Here is an 18361-nt window from a genome sequence, read left to right as displayed (position 1 = left end):
ACATATTGATCAAAAAAAAATTAACTTTACAAACTTTATTTACATAAATATGTTCGGAAAGAAGAAGGCCAAACCGCAAATAGACAAAGACCAATTAGAGCTTATTGAAAATGCCCAGAGGCGTATCAAGCAAAAAAAGCGACTCTATGTTCATTTCGTGCTGTTTTTAATTGGCGCTGTTCTTTTAATCGTGGCAAACACCGTTCTTGGCATTGAGAAAGAATTCAGACCTTTTGGTATGGAATGGTTTTTATTTGCTATTCTTTTATGGTTATTTTTTCTTTTGTACCATGTTTTTAATGTTTTCATAACCCATAATTTTATGGGGAAAGCATGGGAAAAAGAACAGCTTGAAAAATTGGTAGCCAAACAGAAAGACCGAATTGAAAAAATAAAACAAGGTCTTGTAAAAGAGGAGACTTTGTTGGCGCAAAGCGAAGTCTACAATGAGCAAAACAATACATCCCCACAGAATAAAAAATCGATATTGACCATTATTGTCGCTGCTGCCGAAAACAATGCTATTGGAAAAGGCAACCAACTGATTTGGCATTTAAGAGACGACTTAAAACGCTTTAAAGCTCTAACGAGTGGACACCATATCATTATGGGCCGTAAAACCTTTGAAAGCTTTCCAAAACCACTACCGAACAGAACCCATGTCGTGATTACCCGACAAAGTAACTACAAAGCTCCTAAAGGCGTTATTGTTGTAAACAGTTTGGAAGATGCACTTGACGCTTCAAAAAGCGACTCGCAACCTTTTATAATAGGTGGTGGACAAATTTATGAACAGGCCATGTCTAGTGCTGATAAAATTGAATTAACACGTGTTCATGAAAGTTTTGAGGCTGATGCATTTTTCCCGAAAGTAGATGATACTGTTTGGAAAGAAACCGCTAACACCTTTCATAAAAAAGATGGCGACCACGATTATGAATTTTCGTTTATTACTTACGAAAGAAAATAGGTTCGTGCTAGGCTTCGTTTTTCTTCCACATATTTTATGTAATTTGTAATCACTTTGTTAATCCGTTTACAAATGAAACTATTTAGATCTGTAACTCTAGCCTTTCTTTTATTAAGTTTAAAAGTAATAGCACAGGAGCCTGGCAATGCTCTATCGTGGCGAATGAGTACGGCTTACAACAACTTTTTGCTACGCGATATGCAACAGCAATACGACCTTCGTGACAATGAGTTTTCCGAAGCTTTAAAATCAAAAGAAAACCTTGTAAAATATCGAGACGAATGCATTGAACGCTACAAAAACATCGTTGGCGATTTTCCTGAAAAAAGCAAACTCAACGCTAAAGTAGTTGGCACTACGCAAATGGATGGTTTTAGGATTGAAAACATCATTTTTGAAAGTTCTCCGAAACGTTATGTAACCGCAAACCTTTATATTCCCGATGGCAATGGTCCCTTCCCTGCAACGCTACATTTATGCGGCCACGGTCTTCGCGGAAAGGCTCCGTTATCGAGAGCGGCGACTTTAATGGTTACAAAGAAAATTGCGGTTTTAGTGGTCGACCCTATTGGGCAAGGTGAACGTATTCAGTTTATAGATGAAAACAGCAAATCACTTACTCGGGGTGCCACCACAGAGCACACATTAGTAAATGCCGGTGCCAACCTCTTGGGTTCCAGTTTAGCTGCTTACGAATATTGGGACAACCACCGTGCCATTGATTATTTGGAAAACCGAAAGGACATCGATAATAATAGAATTGGTGTTTATGGCAGTTCGGGTGGCGGTACCCAAACCACCTATATGCTCGGCCTCGACGAGCGCATAAAAGTCGCCACCGTTTGCAGTTATTTTACAAAGCGCCAAAAGGTTTTGGAGGTTTATGGTGCTTCCGATGGTTGCCAACACATTCCTTATGAAGGCAGAGAGCAACTGGAACTAGCCGATTTTGTTTTGATGATGGCTCCCAAACCTGTGTTAATCATGTCGGGGAAATACGATTTTGTAGATTATTGGGGAGCCACACAGGCTTTTAAAGACCTAGAACAAGCCTATACAGTTTTAGGCCAGCCGGAACATGTGAAAATGGTTTCTGTTGAAGCGGGCCACGGAATGCCCAAACCCAAACGCGAAGCCATGACCACTTGGTTTAAAACATGGTTTTACGGCGATGACACGCCAGTAAAGGAAACCGAAACCCGTTCAACCGATATTGAAAACTTAAATTGCACGGAAACCGGTCAAGTAATCACCTCCATTGCTGGTAATATTTCTATTCCTGAATTCCACAGACAAGAATTTCAAAAATTGAAAAGCAGCAGAAAAGATTTTTTGAAAAAAGACAGCATAGAAATACGAACACAAGTAATGAAACTTTTGGGTATTGAAGTACTTCCTACGGAAGAAATCGATGTGCTTCCAACAGGTTCAAAGTCATTTAGAAAATTCAATTTACACAAATACCAAATCAATAGAACAGGACAATTCCCTGTACCCTGTTTAGTTTTAATGCCCGAAAACGCAAATGCAAAAAGTGACATCTTTCTGTATTTAAATGAAAGCGGTAAAGCCGATGTACTGAATAACGAACCTTTAATTGACCACCACATCAACCAAAACGATATTTTGGTGGTTCCTGATTTGCGTGGGTTTGGTGAAACGGCCGACCCCATTAACCTCAACGACTCCAAATACTGGAATTGGGAGTACCGCAACGCCATGGCCAGTATGCATATTGGCAAGCCTATTATGGGGCAGCGTGTCGTGGATGTGATGACCGTGCTCGATTTTATTGAACAACACGACAAACTAAAAAACCACGACATTAAACTCATAGCCAACGGGCTTTACGGTCCAACGGCCATACACACCACTTATCTTGACAGCAGAATAAACCGTACCGAAATATCTCGGTCTATAAAATCGTTTTACAACTTTCTGGAAAACCCGATGCAAAAAGACGTCTACACCAACGTGCTGTATGGCGTTTTAAAGTTTTATGATTTACAGGATTTGATGGGGTTATCTGGAAAAGATAGAATTCGCTTCGTCGATTAATTTACTTTTGTAAGATTATTTTTATTATATTTCGACTGACATCTCATAAATCTCGAAATGAAAAAAATTACATTTATTCTTTCCGTATTTATTCTTTTATTCAATTGCTCCAAGGACCAAGAACCCGAAGTTGTTTATGAGGGTGATATTATTTTTAACACCCAACAACAAATTGATGATTTTGGTAAAGAAGGCTACACTAAAGTAACTGGAACTGTTATGATTGGTGTTGATTATGGACATCAAACGTCCTCCATATCAAATATTGAGGGTTTGAGTACTTTAACGTCTATTGATTATTTAATAATTTCAGGCAACACGGTATTGTCAAATATAGAGCCACTCAGTAACCTAAAATCCATTGATGAAGGATTAGCTATTTTAGGCAATACAGCATTAACCAACATAAACTCACTTAAAAAAATTACATATATTGAAAGATTATGGATTTTTGATAATTCGCAACTAACAAATATCGATGGATTAGAAAACATCAGTAGCAACTTAAAATTATTAAGAATTGAGCAAAATGAATCTTTAGAAAACATTGATGGGTTGAAAAATATTTCAACCATTAGCGATGTAAATAATGATTCTACTTTTGCTGCTCGTTTAGAAATTATAGGAAATGCAAAGTTAAAAAACTTGGATGGCTTAGCTAATTTGAATTCTGTTGGTGGATATTTAGATATCTCTGGTAATGGCAGCATAACTAATCTAAATGGTTTAAAAAATTTATCTACTGCTGGATATCTTAGAGTAAGATGGAATTCTAATTTAACAAACCTATGTGGCGTTGAGCCACTCATTAAAAACCTTCCTAATCTTGATATGACAATAGAGAAGAATGCTTATAATCCAACAAAACAAAATTTAATTGATGGTAATTGTAGCAACTAATTATACCATGAAAATATTTTTAAGTTTATTAATAACTGTTGTAGTTCTCAGTTCTTGTGCTAAGGAAGAAGAATACATTATTGAATATCCAACCACCTTTACATCAACCAAATTTTCTGGACAAAACATTAGGGTTTTTACAAGATATGGCGAAGTAAAAGATTCTGAAATATCAACCAATCTTTTCAAGCGCGTAAAACAATATCTCACAGACCTCGATACCACACAAATAGAAAACGACATTTCAGTAACCTACCATTCTGAAACAAGTGTAGAGTTAATTTCAATGAGTAGTTCGTTTAACAAAATGCTTAATTTATATGAAACCCCTGAAATAACGTATTGGGAAAGTCGAGATACCAGTGTTGCAGTTGTTGGCAATAGCTACTATAGTTTTGATTTTAATAAAAACCATTTAAAATACCATCCCTTATTTGAAGAACACTTTATCCCCCCCCTCCCTTAAGCGGATACCGTGATGCGGTTAAATTTAAAGCATGTAAATATGTAAAAAAAAGACGGAAAGGTTTTATATATGCCCTTTGTAGACCATTATTTTATTAGTTATGATGAATTTGATGAAACTTTTGAGTATTGGCAAGCTTATAAAAGAACCAATAACTCTTTTGATTCTGAATCCTATTCAAAATTAGGAGTTAGAGACACGCTTCTTATCCAAGAATTTAATGTAGAACTTCATATTAAAAACTAACTCATTAAAAATATTTGCTCTGTTTTTAACTATTTTTACTGCATGTTAAAAATATTAATCTACAACATAATAATATGTTTTTCCATTTTATCATGCTCACCTGCCAAATACTGGAATAGTGGTATTACAAACTCGCCCATTACATATAAGATAAATCACCCAAAAACACCTTTAGTAGATTTTAAAGGCAACCCTTTAACCATTATATACCTTGAAAATTTGGCTTTCGAAAAAACAGGTGAAAATTCCAATAAAGAAGATATCCGTTGGCTACTTAATCAAGGCTATCGTGTTATAGAACTAGATTACAAGTATCACCCAAATGCGACGCCAACACAAATAAACCAAGATATTATAGCCATTAATGATGCCATTGAAGATGGGGCGTTTTGTGGATTGACCGACTGCTCTAATTACCAAAGCTATATATTATTTGAAGGCTACAGAATTGCCAGGGACGTTCCTTATTTTAAAGACGACCCTAGCGTTTACAACACACCAGAGGCATATACTGAAGGCGATACCCTAAACATGGATATTATTTATCCAGCTAACCCAAAAACCACAGTTCCAGTGGTACTGTCGTTTTCATACAGCAACAGTTACGCAACTTTCGACTCCAAAGCTGGGGAACTCACCAATACCAACCAAAACAAACGCACCTATTTAAAATATACGTTTGCGGGTTTTAACGATTCTTTTTTAGAAGGTGCACCCGCACATGGCATGGCTTGGGCCATTGCCGACCACCCTAAATATTGTCCTTGGGGAGAAGGCCAACCCAAGGGAGGTCAACCCGAAACTTACAAATCTTATCAAGTAAATCCTGATGCCGCCCAAAAAGTAAAGTCGGCCATTCGCACGTTACGGAAAAAAGGTGAAGCCTTAGGGCTTTCGGGCAACATTGGCATTTACGGCTTCTCGCGGGGTTCTACCGCTGGCGCCATGGCTATTGGTGATAAATCAGTTCCGGAATTTGAAAACGCAGGTTTTAATCAAGGTATTTCAGATGATGTGCAAGCCGCAGCTCTTGGCTCCGGGGTTTTTGACTATACCCAAATTTATAATGTAAAGGACGATGGCGATAAAAACCTTGAAATGCGATGTCCGTGGGCATGGGGTAATTTAGAAAGTAATAGAGCATTATGGGAAACTATGGGGGCAAGTTATTTGGTGGAATCTTCAAGAACAGCTCCCACGTTATTTTTTTATAACACCACTGATGCGCCGTATTACCAATATCAAATTGAGCATTTCAAAAACAAGTTGGATTCCTTGAACGTCCCAACTTCAACCTTAATCGATTATGGCGAAGGACATTCTGTACCTCAAAACTATGCTGATTTAAACGTTCTTTACGATTTCTTTAAAACACATTTAAAATGAAATGTTTAACCTTTTTATTACTCCTATTCGGACTTACGAGTTGCACAAATTCAACACCAATTAATGTCCATATAAATTCCGAAGGCACTTACTTCACCGAAGGAAATGACAGCATTTTAAAATACCAAATAGCGGAAAAAAGTTTGAATGGAACCTACAATCGAGCTAATTACATCCATCCACTTTACACATTAGATGGCGACATTTTAACCGAAGATTTCCCTGAAGACCACCTGCACCACCGGGGGATTTTTTGGGCTTGGCATCAATTACATATTGGTGATAAACGAATTGGGGACGGTTGGGAAATTGAAAATTTTAGTTGGGATGTTGTCTCTGTTGGAGCACTTCTCCAAAAATCTTCCGCGAAAGGAATACAGGCAGAAACATTTTGGAAATCCAATCTTTGGAAAGATAGTATCGGAAACCAAAAACCTTTCGTAAAAGAGCGCACCACCATAAAAGTTTATCCAAAAGAAAAAAACTACAGACTAATAGATATTGAAATTTCCTTGCTCGCCTTGGAACCAAATATGCGCATTGGTGGTGCCGAAAACGAAAAGGGTTACGGCGGATTTTCACCGAGGATTAAGCTTCCCCAAGATGTAACATTCACCAGCTCTATAGGCAATATAGTACCAGAAAACTTGCCCATAAAAGCAGGGCCTTGGATGGATATTTCTGGTTCTTTGAGTAAAAAAAATGCCATTTCCGGGCTTACAACACTTTGCCATCCAGACAACCCCAAGCCCATAAACCGATGGATTTTACGCTCTAAAAAGAGTATGCAAAATGCGGTGTATCCGTTTCCAGGAGCAGAACCCGTATCGCTTTCCCAAACCCAACCTACCATTTTAAAATACCGATTAATCGTTCACAACGGAAACGCGAATGCTATAGACATTTCCTCAATTTATGAGGATTATAAAAATCAATAGAACCGATGGCTATTTTCATTATTTTCGCAGTATGATAAAAGACATTCAGCTTCGTGTTAGTTTAAAAGAGGAAGAAATCAGCGATATTCTGCTCTTAAAATCTGCTGAAAAATTAGCCATTAACCAAGCTGACATTTCGGGCATTAAAGTCCTCCGAAAATCGATTGACGCCCGTAAACCGAACATTGTATTCAACTATAAAGTTTCGGTTTTTATAAACGAGGAAGTTCCAAAAACATCAGAATATCAATTTGATTATAAAGACGTAACAAAGGCTAAGACTATTCATATTATTGGCTTTGGCCCTGCCGGAATGTACGCTGCCCTACGCTGTATCGAACTAGGTTACAAACCTGTTGTGTTAGAACGCGGTAAAAACGTTCGTGACCGCAGGCGCGATTTAAAAGCTATTAACCAAGAGCATTTTGTAAACGAAGATTCCAATTATTGTTTTGGCGAAGGCGGTGCAGGTACTTATAGCGATGGTAAATTATACACCAGAAGCTTAAAACGTGGTGATGTACGCAGGATTTTTGAAAATCTGGTTTTTCATGGAGCAACCGACCAAATTTTGGTAGATGCCCATCCGCATATTGGGACCAACAAACTACCCAAAGTGGTTAAAAATATTAGAGAAACTATTTTAAAACACGGTGGTGAAATCCATTTTGAAACTCGTGTAACCGACTTCAAAATAAAAGACGGACAAATCCAATCCATTCAATTAAAAAATGGTGATATAATGGCTGTGAATAAAGTCATTTTAGCCACTGGACACTCCGCTCGTGATATATTTTATAAACTTCATGAGAAAGAAGTGGCTTTAGAAGCTAAGTCTTTTGCTATGGGTGTTCGTGTGGAGCACCCGCAACATATTATCGATTCCATTCAATATCACTGTTCGGGCAAGCGTTCTGAATTATTACCTGCCGCCTCTTACAGTTTGGTAGAACAAGTAAATAACCGTGGTGTATATTCCTTTTGCATGTGCCCAGGTGGGTTTATAGTGCCTGCAGCAACAGCCAATGGCGAAGTTGTAGTGAACGGAATGTCGCCTTCAAAACGAAATAACCTATACGCCAATTCAGGCATTGTTGTCGAAATTAATGTCGATTCCGACTTGTCTAAATATGAAAAATTTGGCCCTTTAAAAGGACTGGAATACCAAAAAAACTTGGAGAAATTGGCCTTTACAGCAGGTGGAAGAACCCAAACTGCTCCAGCCCAACGTTTAACAGATTTTGTTGAAGGGCATTTTTCAAATACCTTGAACGCTTCATCGTATCAACCAGGTTTAAACTCTGCTCCCCTTCACTCCCTATTGCCAAAACTAATTGGAAGCAGATTAAGAAAAGGCTTTGATGCCTTTGGTAAAAAAATGAAAGGCTACTATACTTCCGAAGCCAACATTGTAGGGGTAGAATCCAGAACCTCATCACCAGTTTCCATACCTAGAACTGAAAACTTCGCACATCCTCAAATTTTAAATCTTTACCCTTGCGGCGAAGGTGCTGGTTATGCTGGCGGTATCGTTTCTGCGGCTATGGATGGCGAAAGATGTGCTGAAGCTGCAACAAATAATTTATAGTTACATTTTTATTCCTATTTTTGCAGCACTAAAAACGAACTAAAAAATGAACGCATATATTTTTCCGGGCCAAGGCGCTCAATTTTCGGGAATGGGTTTAGATCTTTACGAAAACTCACCGCTAGCACAAGACCTTTTTGAACAAGCCAACGATATTTTAGGTTTCAGTATTACAGACACTATGTTTGAAGGTTCTGCGGAAGACCTTAAAGAAACCAAAGTAACCCAACCCGCTATATTTTTACACTCGGTGATTTTGGCCAAAACATTATGCAATAGCTTTAAGCCAGATATGGTTGCCGGCCATTCACTTGGTGAATTTTCCGCATTGGTTGCCAATGGCGCTTTAAATTTTGAAGACGGATTAAAATTGGTATCGCAACGTGCTTTAGCGATGCAAAAAGCCTGTGAATTACAGCCCAGCACCATGGCTGCTGTTTTAGGTTTAGATGATGATATTGTTGAAAAAATATGTGCTACGACCGAAGGTGTTGTAGTAGCAGCAAACTACAATTGCCCTGGTCAATTAGTTATTTCTGGTGAAGTTGAAGCCATAAACAAAGCCTGTGAAAGCTTAAAAGATGCTGGTGCCCGCCGTGCGTTGGTATTACCGGTTGGCGGAGCGTTCCACTCACCCTTAATGGAACCAGCTCGCGAAGAATTGGCAGCTGCAATAAAAAGTACAACATTTAGCAAACCGAATTGCCCCATTTATCAAAATGTAACGGCCAATGCCGTAATTGATGAAGCGGCAATAAAGACTAATTTGATTTCGCAACTTACTGCTCCGGTGAGATGGACACAATCCGTTCAGCAAATGATTGCCGACGGCGCTACATTGTTTACTGAAGTTGGCCCCGGTAAAGTTTTACAAGGTTTAGTTAAGAAAATTAATCGCGAATCTGAAACTGCTTCAGCAACTTTTGAAACCAATAGCTAAATGAAGCTAAGCAAACGCTCCTTCTTTATTACCGTCGTTATAGTTTTAACCATAGCTGCCGATCAGATATCAAAAGTATTAGTTCGGGCAAACGTTGATTTAAGAAATGGCATCAGCCCTGGTGAACGTATCCCTTTAATTGGTGACGCTTTTGTTTTAATGCATGTTGAAAACACTGGTGCTTTTTTAGGTATGGGTAGTGAATTGGGCGAAACGATGCGCCTTATTCTATTGCTCATTTTACCCATTGTTGTTTTAGCGTTTGTGCTTCGATATATCATAAAAGATAAATCTTTAGATTATTGGTCATTATTTGCTTTTTCAAGTATTATTGGTGGCGGTGTAGCTAATGTTTATGACCGGGTGGTCTACGGAAAGGTAACCGACTTCCTCTTTATAGATTTAGGCGGTGTTTTTAAAACCGGTATTTTCAACCTGGCCGACCTCTCCGTAACTACGGGAATGATAATTTTGGTATTGGCAAGCTTCAGAAAGAAAAAGCAGGATAGAATAGTTTCTTAAAAAGAATGATTCTCTGGTTAAAATCAAAATATGTCCATTCATATAAAAAGCCATTCTCTATTATGAGAATGGCTTCATTTTTTCTAGAAGTTATTTGAATTATTTACTTTTCGCTCCTAACCAATTGTTCCCATTTCCAGGCAGAACGCATAGCATCATCCAACGTTAATTTGGTTTTCCAACCCAATTCGTTATTCGCTTTATTGGTGTCTGCATAGGCAGAAATAATATCACCCTCACGTCTCCCAACAATTTTGTAGTTGAGTTTTTCTCCAGAAACTTTCTCAAAAGCCTTAACTACTTCGAGTACTGAGCTTCCTTTTCCTGTTCCTAGATTGAAAGTTTCGTAGTTGTCTTTGTTTTTGTTTCCTAACAAACGCTGTAATGCCACGACGTGAGCTTTTGCCAAGTCGACAACATGAATATAATCGCGAATACAGGTACCATCGGGAGTTGGGTAATCATCACCAAAAACCGATAATTGCTCACGTAACCCAATGGCCGTTTGCGTAATAAACGGAACCAAATTTTGTGGTACCCCAATAGGCAACTCACCAATTTTAGCCGATTCGTGTGCACCAACTGGATTAAAATACCGCAATGCAATAGCCTTAAGGCTTGGCGTTACTTTGCAAGTATCTTTTATGATTTCCTCGCCTATTTGTTTGGTGTTTCCGTATGGAGATTCAGCTTGTTTAACCGGTGCATTTTCTGTTATAGGCAATTCATCAGCTTGGCCATAAACTGTACACGAAGAACTAAAAATAAAACTCGCTTCAGGAAGCTTTTTTAATTCTTTTAAAATATAAACGAGCGTACCAATATTGTTTTCGTAATATAGTAATGGTTCCTGTACACTTTCGCCAACGGCCTTACTAGCGGCAAAATGTATAACACCTTTAATATCATTATGTTTAGCAAAAAAAGCCTCTACACCAGTCCTGTTTTTTAAATCCAATTTTTCAAAAATTGGAGTTTTTCCTGTTATGGCAGTAATCCCATCTAGCACATTCTCAGAAGAATTAGACAAATCGTCAATAATAACGACCTCGTAGCCCTCGTTTTGCAATTCAACAACAGTATGTGAACCTATAAAACCTAGGCCGCCAGTTACTAATATTTTATCCATTTATAAATTTTATTATGGTTGATGTAATGCAATCTATTTGTTCGTCATCCAATTCGGTATGCATTGGAAGTGAGATAACCTCCTGTACTAATTGGTTGGTTACCTGAAAATCATTTTCATTATAACGTTCATCCAAATAAGCTTTCTGCTTATGAAGTGGGATGGGATAATATACACCACATGGTATTTGGTTTTCATTAAGATGCTTTACCAATGCGTCCCTATCAACACCTTTAAGTCGCAAGGTGTATTGATGAAATACATGGCAATCGCAAGTATCACATATTTCAGTGCATCCGTTTGAAACTTTTGGAGTACTAATTTTATCAATCCCTTTAAAAGCTTCATTATATTTTTTGGCCGCAATCCTTCGCTTTTCATTATAGCTATTCAAATAGGGCAATTTAGCACCCAAAACGGCCGCTTGAATACTATCTAACCTAGAATTCACGCCGACCACATCATGATGGTAACGTTCATACATACCATGGTTTACAATACCTCTTATGGTGTGTGCTAAATCATCATTATTAGTAAAAATAGCACCGCCATCACCGTAACAACCTAAATTTTTAGAAGGAAAAAACGAGGTCGCCCCTACATCGCCAATCGTCCCCGCCATAACTTTTTTGCCATTTTTGTATGTGTATGTTGCTCCAATAGCCTGCGCATTATCTTCAATGACATACAAATTGTGCTCTTGGGCAATTTCCATGATGGCTTCCATATTGGCACACTGACCAAATAAATGCACCGGAACAATAGCCTTTGTTCTTGGTGTAATGGCTTTTTTTATAGCCTCGATATTTATGTTGAAATCGTCTTCATTAACATCAACCAAAACAGGTGTTAATTGTAACAGCGCAATAACCTCAACAGTAGCTGCAAAAGTAAAATCGGCAGTAATAACTTCATCACCCGGTTTCAGCCCCAATCCCATCATAGCAATTTGAAGGGCATCGGTGCCATTGGCACAAGGAATAACATGTTTAACATCTAGATATTCTTCCAATTGCTGTTGAAATTCGTGTACTTTGGGTCCGTTTATAAATGCAGTATTATCAATAACCTCTTGGATGGAAGGATTAACAACATCTTTTATGTCGTTATATTGACCTTTAAGGTCTACCATTTGAATTTTTTTCATCAAAAAAATATTATAGCTTTTACACCTTATTTGAAAAGCCGTTTTAACACAAATCCCACTGGATTCGCAGTTCTCAAAATTACAAAAATCATTAACGCTATACAATCAAACATTTGTGAATATTTGCCTAATAGAGTTCTTGATTATATATAAGTGTTCTTTTTTAAAAATAAAGGAATTCGTTTTCTTAAAGAAATGTATTTTAGCAACAAATAAAGGCATTTGAGTTTTATTTATAACATAGGCATTTACATGGCACATTTCATTTTAAAATGTGCTGCACCATTTAATGACAAGTTGAAAAGCGGTGTAGAAGGAAGAAAACGAGCATTTAACACACTAAATTCAGAGTTAGCTGATAATGCCAAAACTTTATGGTTTCATTGTTCGTCACTAGGCGAATATGAGCAAGGTCTTCCCGTTTTTAAAGTCCTCAGAAAACACTATTCTGAACACAAAATTGTTCTAACTTTTTTTTCACCATCGGGCTACGAAGTGCGGGAAAACTCTCCCATAGCTGATGTGGTAATCTATTTACCCATGGATACAAAGACTAATGCCAAGCATTTTGTAGATTTGGTAAAACCTGAACTTACCGTATTCGTCAAATATGATATTTGGCCTAATTATTTAAATCAACTAAAAAAAAACAATCTTAAAGCCATTTTAATATCGGCGGCGTTCAGAAAAAATCAAACATATTTTAAACCATTGGGTAAACCGCTTAGAGAGTCTCTTTTTGCTTTCGAACACATTTTTACCCAAAACGAGGTTTCAAAACAACTGTTAGAATCCATAAATTACAACAATGTTACGGTTAGTGGCGATACCCGGTTCGATAGAGTTTTCAGTCAATTAGAGCAAGACAATACTTTACCTTTTATTGAAGGTTTTAAAAACAACCAACTATGTATTGTAATTGGTAGTTCCTGGCCTGAAGATGAAAATTTATTGATCGAATATATTAACAAGCATGATAAAGCCGATGTAAAATTTATTATTGCACCGCACGACATAAAGGCTACGCACATCAAAAACATTCAGGAAAAATTAAAAGTATCTCATGTGCTTTATTCTGAAAAAGACGATACACAGCTCTCAAAACAGAAAGTTTTTATAATTGACACGATCGGTATTCTCACAAAAATTTACAACTACGCCGACATTGCTTATGTAGGTGGCGCCATGGGGAATACTGGCCTACATAACACTCTGGAACCAGCCGTATTTGGTGTACCCATTATTATTGGCCATAATTATGATAAATTTCCCGAAGCTAAGGACCTCATAGACAATGGTGGCATGTTTTCAATTTCAAATCAAAAAGAATTAAACCATATTTTGGATGATTTGATTAAAAATGAAGTAAAACGTCAAGAAACTGGTACGGCTAATTCCAAATTCATCATTAAAAACAAAGGTGCGGTAATCCAAATCCTCAATCAACTTCGTATATAACCATAAAGTCGCAATAAATTTTGTTAGTCATTAACAGAATTAACAAAAAAATTCCTTAAATTAATCAGCGTCTTAAATAATTAACACTAAAATGAATACTAAAATGAAAAAATTATTATTGAGTACCGTTTTGTTGGCAGCATTAACTATAAGTTTCACCTCTTGTAGAGATACTAAAAAAGCTGATTCAGTTGAAGAAGCTATGGAGAATGCTGGTGATGCAATGGAAGAAGCTGCAGACAACGCAGCGGATGCTACAGAAGGCGCAATGGAAGAAGCTGGCAAAGCCATAGACGAAGCTATTGACGCTACAGACGAAGCCGTTAACGAAACTGGGGAAGCCATGGAAGAAGCTGGTGACGCTATTGAAAATAAAGCTAAAGAACTAGAATAAAAATACTGGTTTTTTTATAAATAAAATCAAAGCCGCCTTAATTGGGCGGCTTTTGTTTTGCTGTAGAAATAACTTTTTCAATAGAGACCATATTAATATGCAACAGGATAATGCAAACATCTAATCTTGAATTTTCAAATCACTTAGAAACTAACCACTTAAAACTGCGACATTAAATAATTACGTTTCGAAATAGAATAAATCTCATAATATTTTTGTTCTTATTTTTTTCCAAATTCTTATCAACAGTATTGCTGATAAAATCGCTATAGAAATTAGAATTAATGCCCTATTGTAGTCGCCGTAAATAATATAACCCGTTGAAAACATGCAGCTATAAATTAAAATACACCCCAATACCATAGCCTTGATTCCTGACGGCACCGACCACTCTTTCCCACTATCAGCTATTTTTACATTTTCAAGCTCTGCCTCCCGAACAACTTTACTCCAACCCGGTCCTCCTGGCTGTATCTTTTCATAAAAAGACCGAAGTACAGCTTTAGATTCTGGCTGCGTAATATAAGTCGCTAACAACCAAACTATAGTTGTAACAAGAACAACAAAAGGGTATTCGAACCAATCTGGGAATATTCCGGATTCCACATCAAATAACACATCACCTATTGGTGTAAGCTTTAAAACAATAGATATAATTCCCGATGCAAACATAGCCGTAATCTCACTCCATGCGTTAATGCGCCACCAAAACCAGCGCAGAATAAATATTAAACCTGTACCTGCACCAAACACAAGTAAGAGTTCAAACAATTGTAGCGCGTTTTGCAATACCAACGCCAAAACAGCACTTAAAACCATTAAAACCACGGTTGAAAATCTACCAATAGCTACTAATTTTTTCTCTGAAGCTTCTGGGTTAATTTGCTGTTTATAGAAGTCGTAGACGATATAAGACGATCCCCAATTTAATTGTGTAGAGATGGTACTCATGTAAGCTGCTATCAAAGATGCCAAAACCAAACCTAACAAACCACTCGGTAATTTGGTAAGCATAGCAGAATAGGCTAAATCATGACCCAATTTGTCATCTGCTATATTTGGAAACGCCTCATGAATACTAGCCAAATCAGGAAAAACAACTAACGATGCCAGAGCCACCAAAATCCATGGCCATGGGCGTAACGCATAATGCATAATATTAAAGAAGAACGTGGCACCAATAGCATGGTTTTCATCTTTTGCGGCCAACATTCGTTGTGCTATATACCCTCCTCCTCCTGGCTCAGCACCAGGATACCAAGAACTCCACCATTGTACTGCCAAAGGAATAATCAATAAGGTTATTAATGCCTGCGTATTGCCAAAATCTGGTAATATTGATAATTTGTCCGCCACCCCTTCATTCGCCAGTAAGGCTTCCACACCACCCACATCTGGCAAATTTACAAGGTAATATGCAGCTCCTATAGAACCTCCCATAGCCACAAAAAACAAAACAAAGTCGGTGTAAACCACACCTTTAAAACCGCCCAACGCACTAAAGACTACCGTTATTAAACCTGCACTAACCACCGTTTGCCATGGTTCTAGGCCTAACATGATACCTCCTATTTTTATGGCCGCCAGAGTCACCGAAGACATCGTGATAATATTAAAAATAACGCCAAGGTAAATCGCTCTAAATTTTCTTAAAAAACTGGCTGGTTTTCCGCCATAGCGAAATTCATAAAATTCAATATCGGTGTTCACATTCGATTTTCGCCATAATTTAGCGTACACAAAAACCGTTAACAAACCAGTGAGCAAAAATGCCCACCAAACCCAATTACCAGAAACCCCATTAGTTCTAACAATATCGGTAACTAAATTAGGCGTATCGGTTGAAAATGTTGTAGCGACCATTGAAACTCCTAACAACCACCATGGCATCGTTCGTCCAGACAGAAAAAACTCTGAAGAATTTTTTCCAGATTTTTTTGAAACATAAATCCCTATGGATAAAGTAATTACAAAAAATAATATAATCAATACATAATCTAAGGTGTCTAAGGATACCATATTTTTCTATTTAGTCGACTTTAATGTTACTGAATAATATATTAGTTCAAATACGCAATAAAGAAACACATTTTATTCTTAAGCTTCAACTAAATTGAATTTTATTGAAATCGATTTTACGTGTCCGAAATAAGCTTTATTTATTTCTTAACATTATTGGCGTTGCCACCGTTCTGAACCCAACGTGGTCTGATGCCGAATCTGGGCTTGTCCCCATTTTTGCAGAGATCCTAAAACTGGCGCAATACGATGCATGGCACAAAAACGAGCCTCCTTTTATAATATGCTCCTCTTGGTAAGGGTTACTGGGACTATAACCTTTATCGGCACCTTTGGGGTTTACCACATCCGTTGTCGTGTCTAATTCTTGATAGTAGTTCACGTTAAACCAGTCGCTAGTCAACTCCCAAACATTACCCATCATGTCATACAAACCAATAGTATTTGGAGGATAAGACTTAACAGGGGCTATAAATTCAAATCCATCTATAGGCTCATTTTTAATGGGAAACACGCCTTGCCATGTATTCGCATTTTCGTTTAAAACTTCTATGCTATTTCCCCATGTATAAATATTATTGATTGCAGTGCCCTGCGCTGCCGCTTCCCATTCAGCCTCGGTTGGCAAGCGCCTATTTGCCCATTTACAGTAGGCTAGGGCATCCTCATAAGCAATATGCACGACCGGATAATTATCTTTAGCATCAATTGAACTTCCTGGCCCTAGTGGGTGTTTCCAATTGGCACCAGTTTTCCAGATCCACCACTGCGAATAATCACCCATAGTAGCTACCTGGTTTACATTTTTATTGAAAATTAAGCTGCCTGGTTGCAACAAAGAATCGTGTGGCTTTGGTGTACCTTCAGGCAAGTCTTTTTTCATTTCTTCCCAATCTATGGGGCGTTCTGCAACGGTTACATAATCGATAGCATCAATAAAAGTTCTAAATTTTTTGTTTGTTACTTCGGTGATATCAATAAAAAAACCATCTACAGTAACAGTGTGCGAAGGTTTTTCTCGAGGCATCGCATATTTATCTCCATCCTTTGCCCCTTGGGTAAAGGTCTTCCTTTTTACCCAAATCATACCATCGGGAGTTTTGATGTCTTGGTGACTTTCGGATTGGATGATGGATTTGGGTTGTTTATTTTCTTGCTTGCAGCTAAATATTAAAACCGCAATAAAAACGCTAAAAAAGATTGATGTCGTTATCTTATTGTTTATCATCATAATATTTGAGATTTATTTTATATCACTTCTCATTTAAAATAAGCATAATAAGGCCCAAGAAATATCGGAAAGTTTTAAGTCGAAATATAGAATAAATTTAGCAGAAAAAATTAATTTACATTTTAGCATTATTGCTTTTAATTGTTAGTTGTAATGATTCAGATGACTACAACTTAACTATTGCCTTTTTGGAAGAGCAACAAGGAACAGTGCGGGAACAAGGGACGGACTTTATTTATTACATAAGATTCATAAACAACGAAAATATGCCATTCGAAATTTTTTCTGAGGATGGACTTACTATATTAGACTGGACTTTTTGTTGCAAGTCCATTTACCTATACAGGTGTACTAGTGATTATGAACTTTCAGAAGATGGAAATCTTAATTTAATTTACATAAAAGATGCTTCTCGCAAACCTCTAAATGAGTTAGAGTACAAAGATATAAAAGGTCACGCTCTAATCTTAAAGTACGATAATATTTTAAACTTGAATTTAGTTTTTATACAAACCGAGCAACAATCGAACGGAGATATTGCTTTAAGAATGGTAGGTTAAAAACACTACACACAACAAAGACCGAGTTTTTCCAACCTATAAAAAAGAGTAAAAATCCCCCTTTTATTGAAATTGTTAACTAATGGTTGACTAGATAAGAAACAAGAAAACCGCAAACAATTGATATTTAATCGTTTACGGTTTTTCTAAGTACTGAAGGCGGGACTTGAACCCGCACGACCTAATGGTCATTGGATTTTAAGTCCAACGTGTCTACCAATTCCACCACTTCAGCATTGGTATATCTAAAAAGTATCAGAGCGAAAGACGGGATTTGAACCCGCGACCCTCACCTTGGCAAGGTGATGCTCTACCCCTGAGCTACTTTCGCAGTATGTTGATGAACGTGCAATAGCGTATTGCGGATGCAAATTTAAAATATTTCTAATAAAACCAAAGCCTTTTGTTA

Annotated in this window: 17 protein-coding genes and 2 tRNA genes; 13 read left to right on the top strand and 6 right to left on the bottom strand. The window is 37.4% G+C overall.

Going from position 1 to position 18361, the window contains the following annotated elements:
* Positions 1-49: 49 nt before the first annotated feature.
* From ACIEHO_RS07645 to lspA, 10 genes are all read left to right on the top strand, one after another.
* The gene (locus ACIEHO_RS07645) at positions 50-970 is read left to right on the top strand and encodes a dihydrofolate reductase (RefSeq protein WP_406970299.1); all 921 of its coding nucleotides are present in this window, start codon (positions 50-52) and stop codon (positions 968-970) included.
* A 72-nt stretch (positions 971-1042) separates the two neighbouring features.
* Complete coding sequence (locus ACIEHO_RS07640; RefSeq protein ID WP_406970297.1) at positions 1043-3028, top strand: alpha/beta hydrolase family protein; 1986 nt, start codon at positions 1043-1045, stop codon at positions 3026-3028.
* Between the two features lie 57 nt (positions 3029-3085).
* Positions 3086-3928, top strand: coding sequence for a hypothetical protein (locus ACIEHO_RS07635; protein WP_406970295.1), 843 nt, complete (start codon positions 3086-3088; stop codon positions 3926-3928).
* A complete protein-coding gene (locus ACIEHO_RS07630) occupies positions 3909-4394 on the top strand; it encodes a hypothetical protein (protein WP_406970293.1) in 486 nt (161 codons plus the stop codon). The genes ACIEHO_RS07635 and ACIEHO_RS07630 overlap by 20 nt, the downstream gene beginning before the upstream one ends.
* Before the next feature lie 69 nt (positions 4395-4463).
* The gene (locus ACIEHO_RS07625) at positions 4464-4640 is read left to right on the top strand and encodes a hypothetical protein (RefSeq protein ID WP_406970291.1); all 177 of its coding nucleotides are present in this window, start codon (positions 4464-4466) and stop codon (positions 4638-4640) included.
* A gap of 42 nt (positions 4641-4682) precedes the next feature.
* Complete coding sequence (locus ACIEHO_RS07620) at positions 4683-6026, top strand: alpha/beta hydrolase family protein (RefSeq protein WP_406970289.1); 1344 nt, start codon at positions 4683-4685, stop codon at positions 6024-6026.
* Complete coding sequence (locus ACIEHO_RS07615) at positions 6023-6964, top strand: DUF6807 family protein (RefSeq protein ID WP_406970287.1); 942 nt, start codon at positions 6023-6025, stop codon at positions 6962-6964. Before ACIEHO_RS07620 ends, ACIEHO_RS07615 begins: the two co-directional genes overlap by 4 nt.
* Before the next feature lie 31 nt (positions 6965-6995).
* Positions 6996-8552 carry an NAD(P)/FAD-dependent oxidoreductase gene (locus tag ACIEHO_RS07610; protein ID WP_406970548.1) on the top strand — a complete coding sequence of 519 codons (1557 nt, stop codon included), beginning with the start codon at positions 6996-6998 and terminating at the stop codon, positions 8550-8552.
* Between the two features lie 46 nt (positions 8553-8598).
* Complete coding sequence (gene fabD, locus ACIEHO_RS07605; RefSeq protein WP_406970285.1) at positions 8599-9492, top strand: ACP S-malonyltransferase; 894 nt, start codon at positions 8599-8601, stop codon at positions 9490-9492.
* The gene (gene lspA / locus ACIEHO_RS07600; protein ID WP_406970283.1) at positions 9493-10014 is read left to right on the top strand and encodes a signal peptidase II; all 522 of its coding nucleotides are present in this window, start codon (positions 9493-9495) and stop codon (positions 10012-10014) included.
* 103 nt (positions 10015-10117) lie between these two features.
* Here lspA and galE read toward each other — a convergent pair whose 3' ends face one another.
* Together galE and ACIEHO_RS07590 are read right to left on the bottom strand one after the other, a co-directional pair.
* On the bottom strand, positions 10118-11143 hold the full coding sequence (galE, locus tag ACIEHO_RS07595; RefSeq protein WP_406970281.1) for a UDP-glucose 4-epimerase GalE: 1026 nt from the start codon (positions 11141-11143) through the stop codon (positions 10118-10120).
* Positions 11136-12290, bottom strand: a complete 1155-nt coding sequence (locus ACIEHO_RS07590) for a DegT/DnrJ/EryC1/StrS family aminotransferase (RefSeq protein WP_406970279.1) — start codon at positions 12288-12290, stop codon at positions 11136-11138. The genes galE and ACIEHO_RS07590 overlap by 8 nt, the downstream gene beginning before the upstream one ends.
* A 252-nt stretch (positions 12291-12542) precedes the next feature.
* Between ACIEHO_RS07590 and ACIEHO_RS07585 the strand changes: the two genes are divergently transcribed.
* Positions 12543-13748 carry a 3-deoxy-D-manno-octulosonic acid transferase gene (locus ACIEHO_RS07585; protein WP_406970277.1) on the top strand — a complete coding sequence of 402 codons (1206 nt, stop codon included), beginning with the start codon at positions 12543-12545 and terminating at the stop codon, positions 13746-13748.
* A gap of 103 nt (positions 13749-13851) precedes the next feature.
* Complete coding sequence (locus tag ACIEHO_RS07580) at positions 13852-14142, top strand: hypothetical protein (protein ID WP_406970275.1); 291 nt, start codon at positions 13852-13854, stop codon at positions 14140-14142.
* A gap of 204 nt (positions 14143-14346) precedes the next feature.
* Here ACIEHO_RS07580 and ACIEHO_RS07575 read toward each other — a convergent pair whose 3' ends face one another.
* Positions 14347-16161 carry a sodium:solute symporter family protein gene (locus tag ACIEHO_RS07575; protein ID WP_406970273.1) on the bottom strand — a complete coding sequence of 605 codons (1815 nt, stop codon included), beginning with the start codon at positions 16159-16161 and terminating at the stop codon, positions 14347-14349.
* Positions 16162-16297: 136 nt separating this feature from the next.
* Positions 16298-17392, bottom strand: coding sequence for a formylglycine-generating enzyme family protein (locus ACIEHO_RS07570; protein ID WP_406970271.1), 1095 nt, complete (start codon positions 17390-17392; stop codon positions 16298-16300).
* A 131-nt stretch (positions 17393-17523) separates the two neighbouring features.
* Between ACIEHO_RS07570 and ACIEHO_RS07565 the strand changes: the two genes are divergently transcribed.
* On the top strand, positions 17524-17952 hold the full coding sequence (locus tag ACIEHO_RS07565) for a hypothetical protein (protein ID WP_406970269.1): 429 nt from the start codon (positions 17524-17526) through the stop codon (positions 17950-17952).
* A gap of 151 nt (positions 17953-18103) precedes the next feature.
* Here ACIEHO_RS07565 and ACIEHO_RS07560 read toward each other — a convergent pair.
* Positions 18104-18187, bottom strand: a tRNA-Leu gene (locus ACIEHO_RS07560).
* A 24-nt stretch (positions 18188-18211) separates the two neighbouring features.
* Positions 18212-18283, bottom strand: a tRNA-Gly gene (locus tag ACIEHO_RS07555).
* Positions 18284-18361: the final 78 nt, after the last annotated feature.

It is taken from the genome of Flavisericum labens (assembly GCF_045446075.1).
Lineage (GTDB): Bacteria > Bacteroidota > Bacteroidia > Flavobacteriales > Flavobacteriaceae > Flavisericum > Flavisericum labens.
This window is presented reverse-complemented; position numbering and strand designations above follow the sequence as displayed.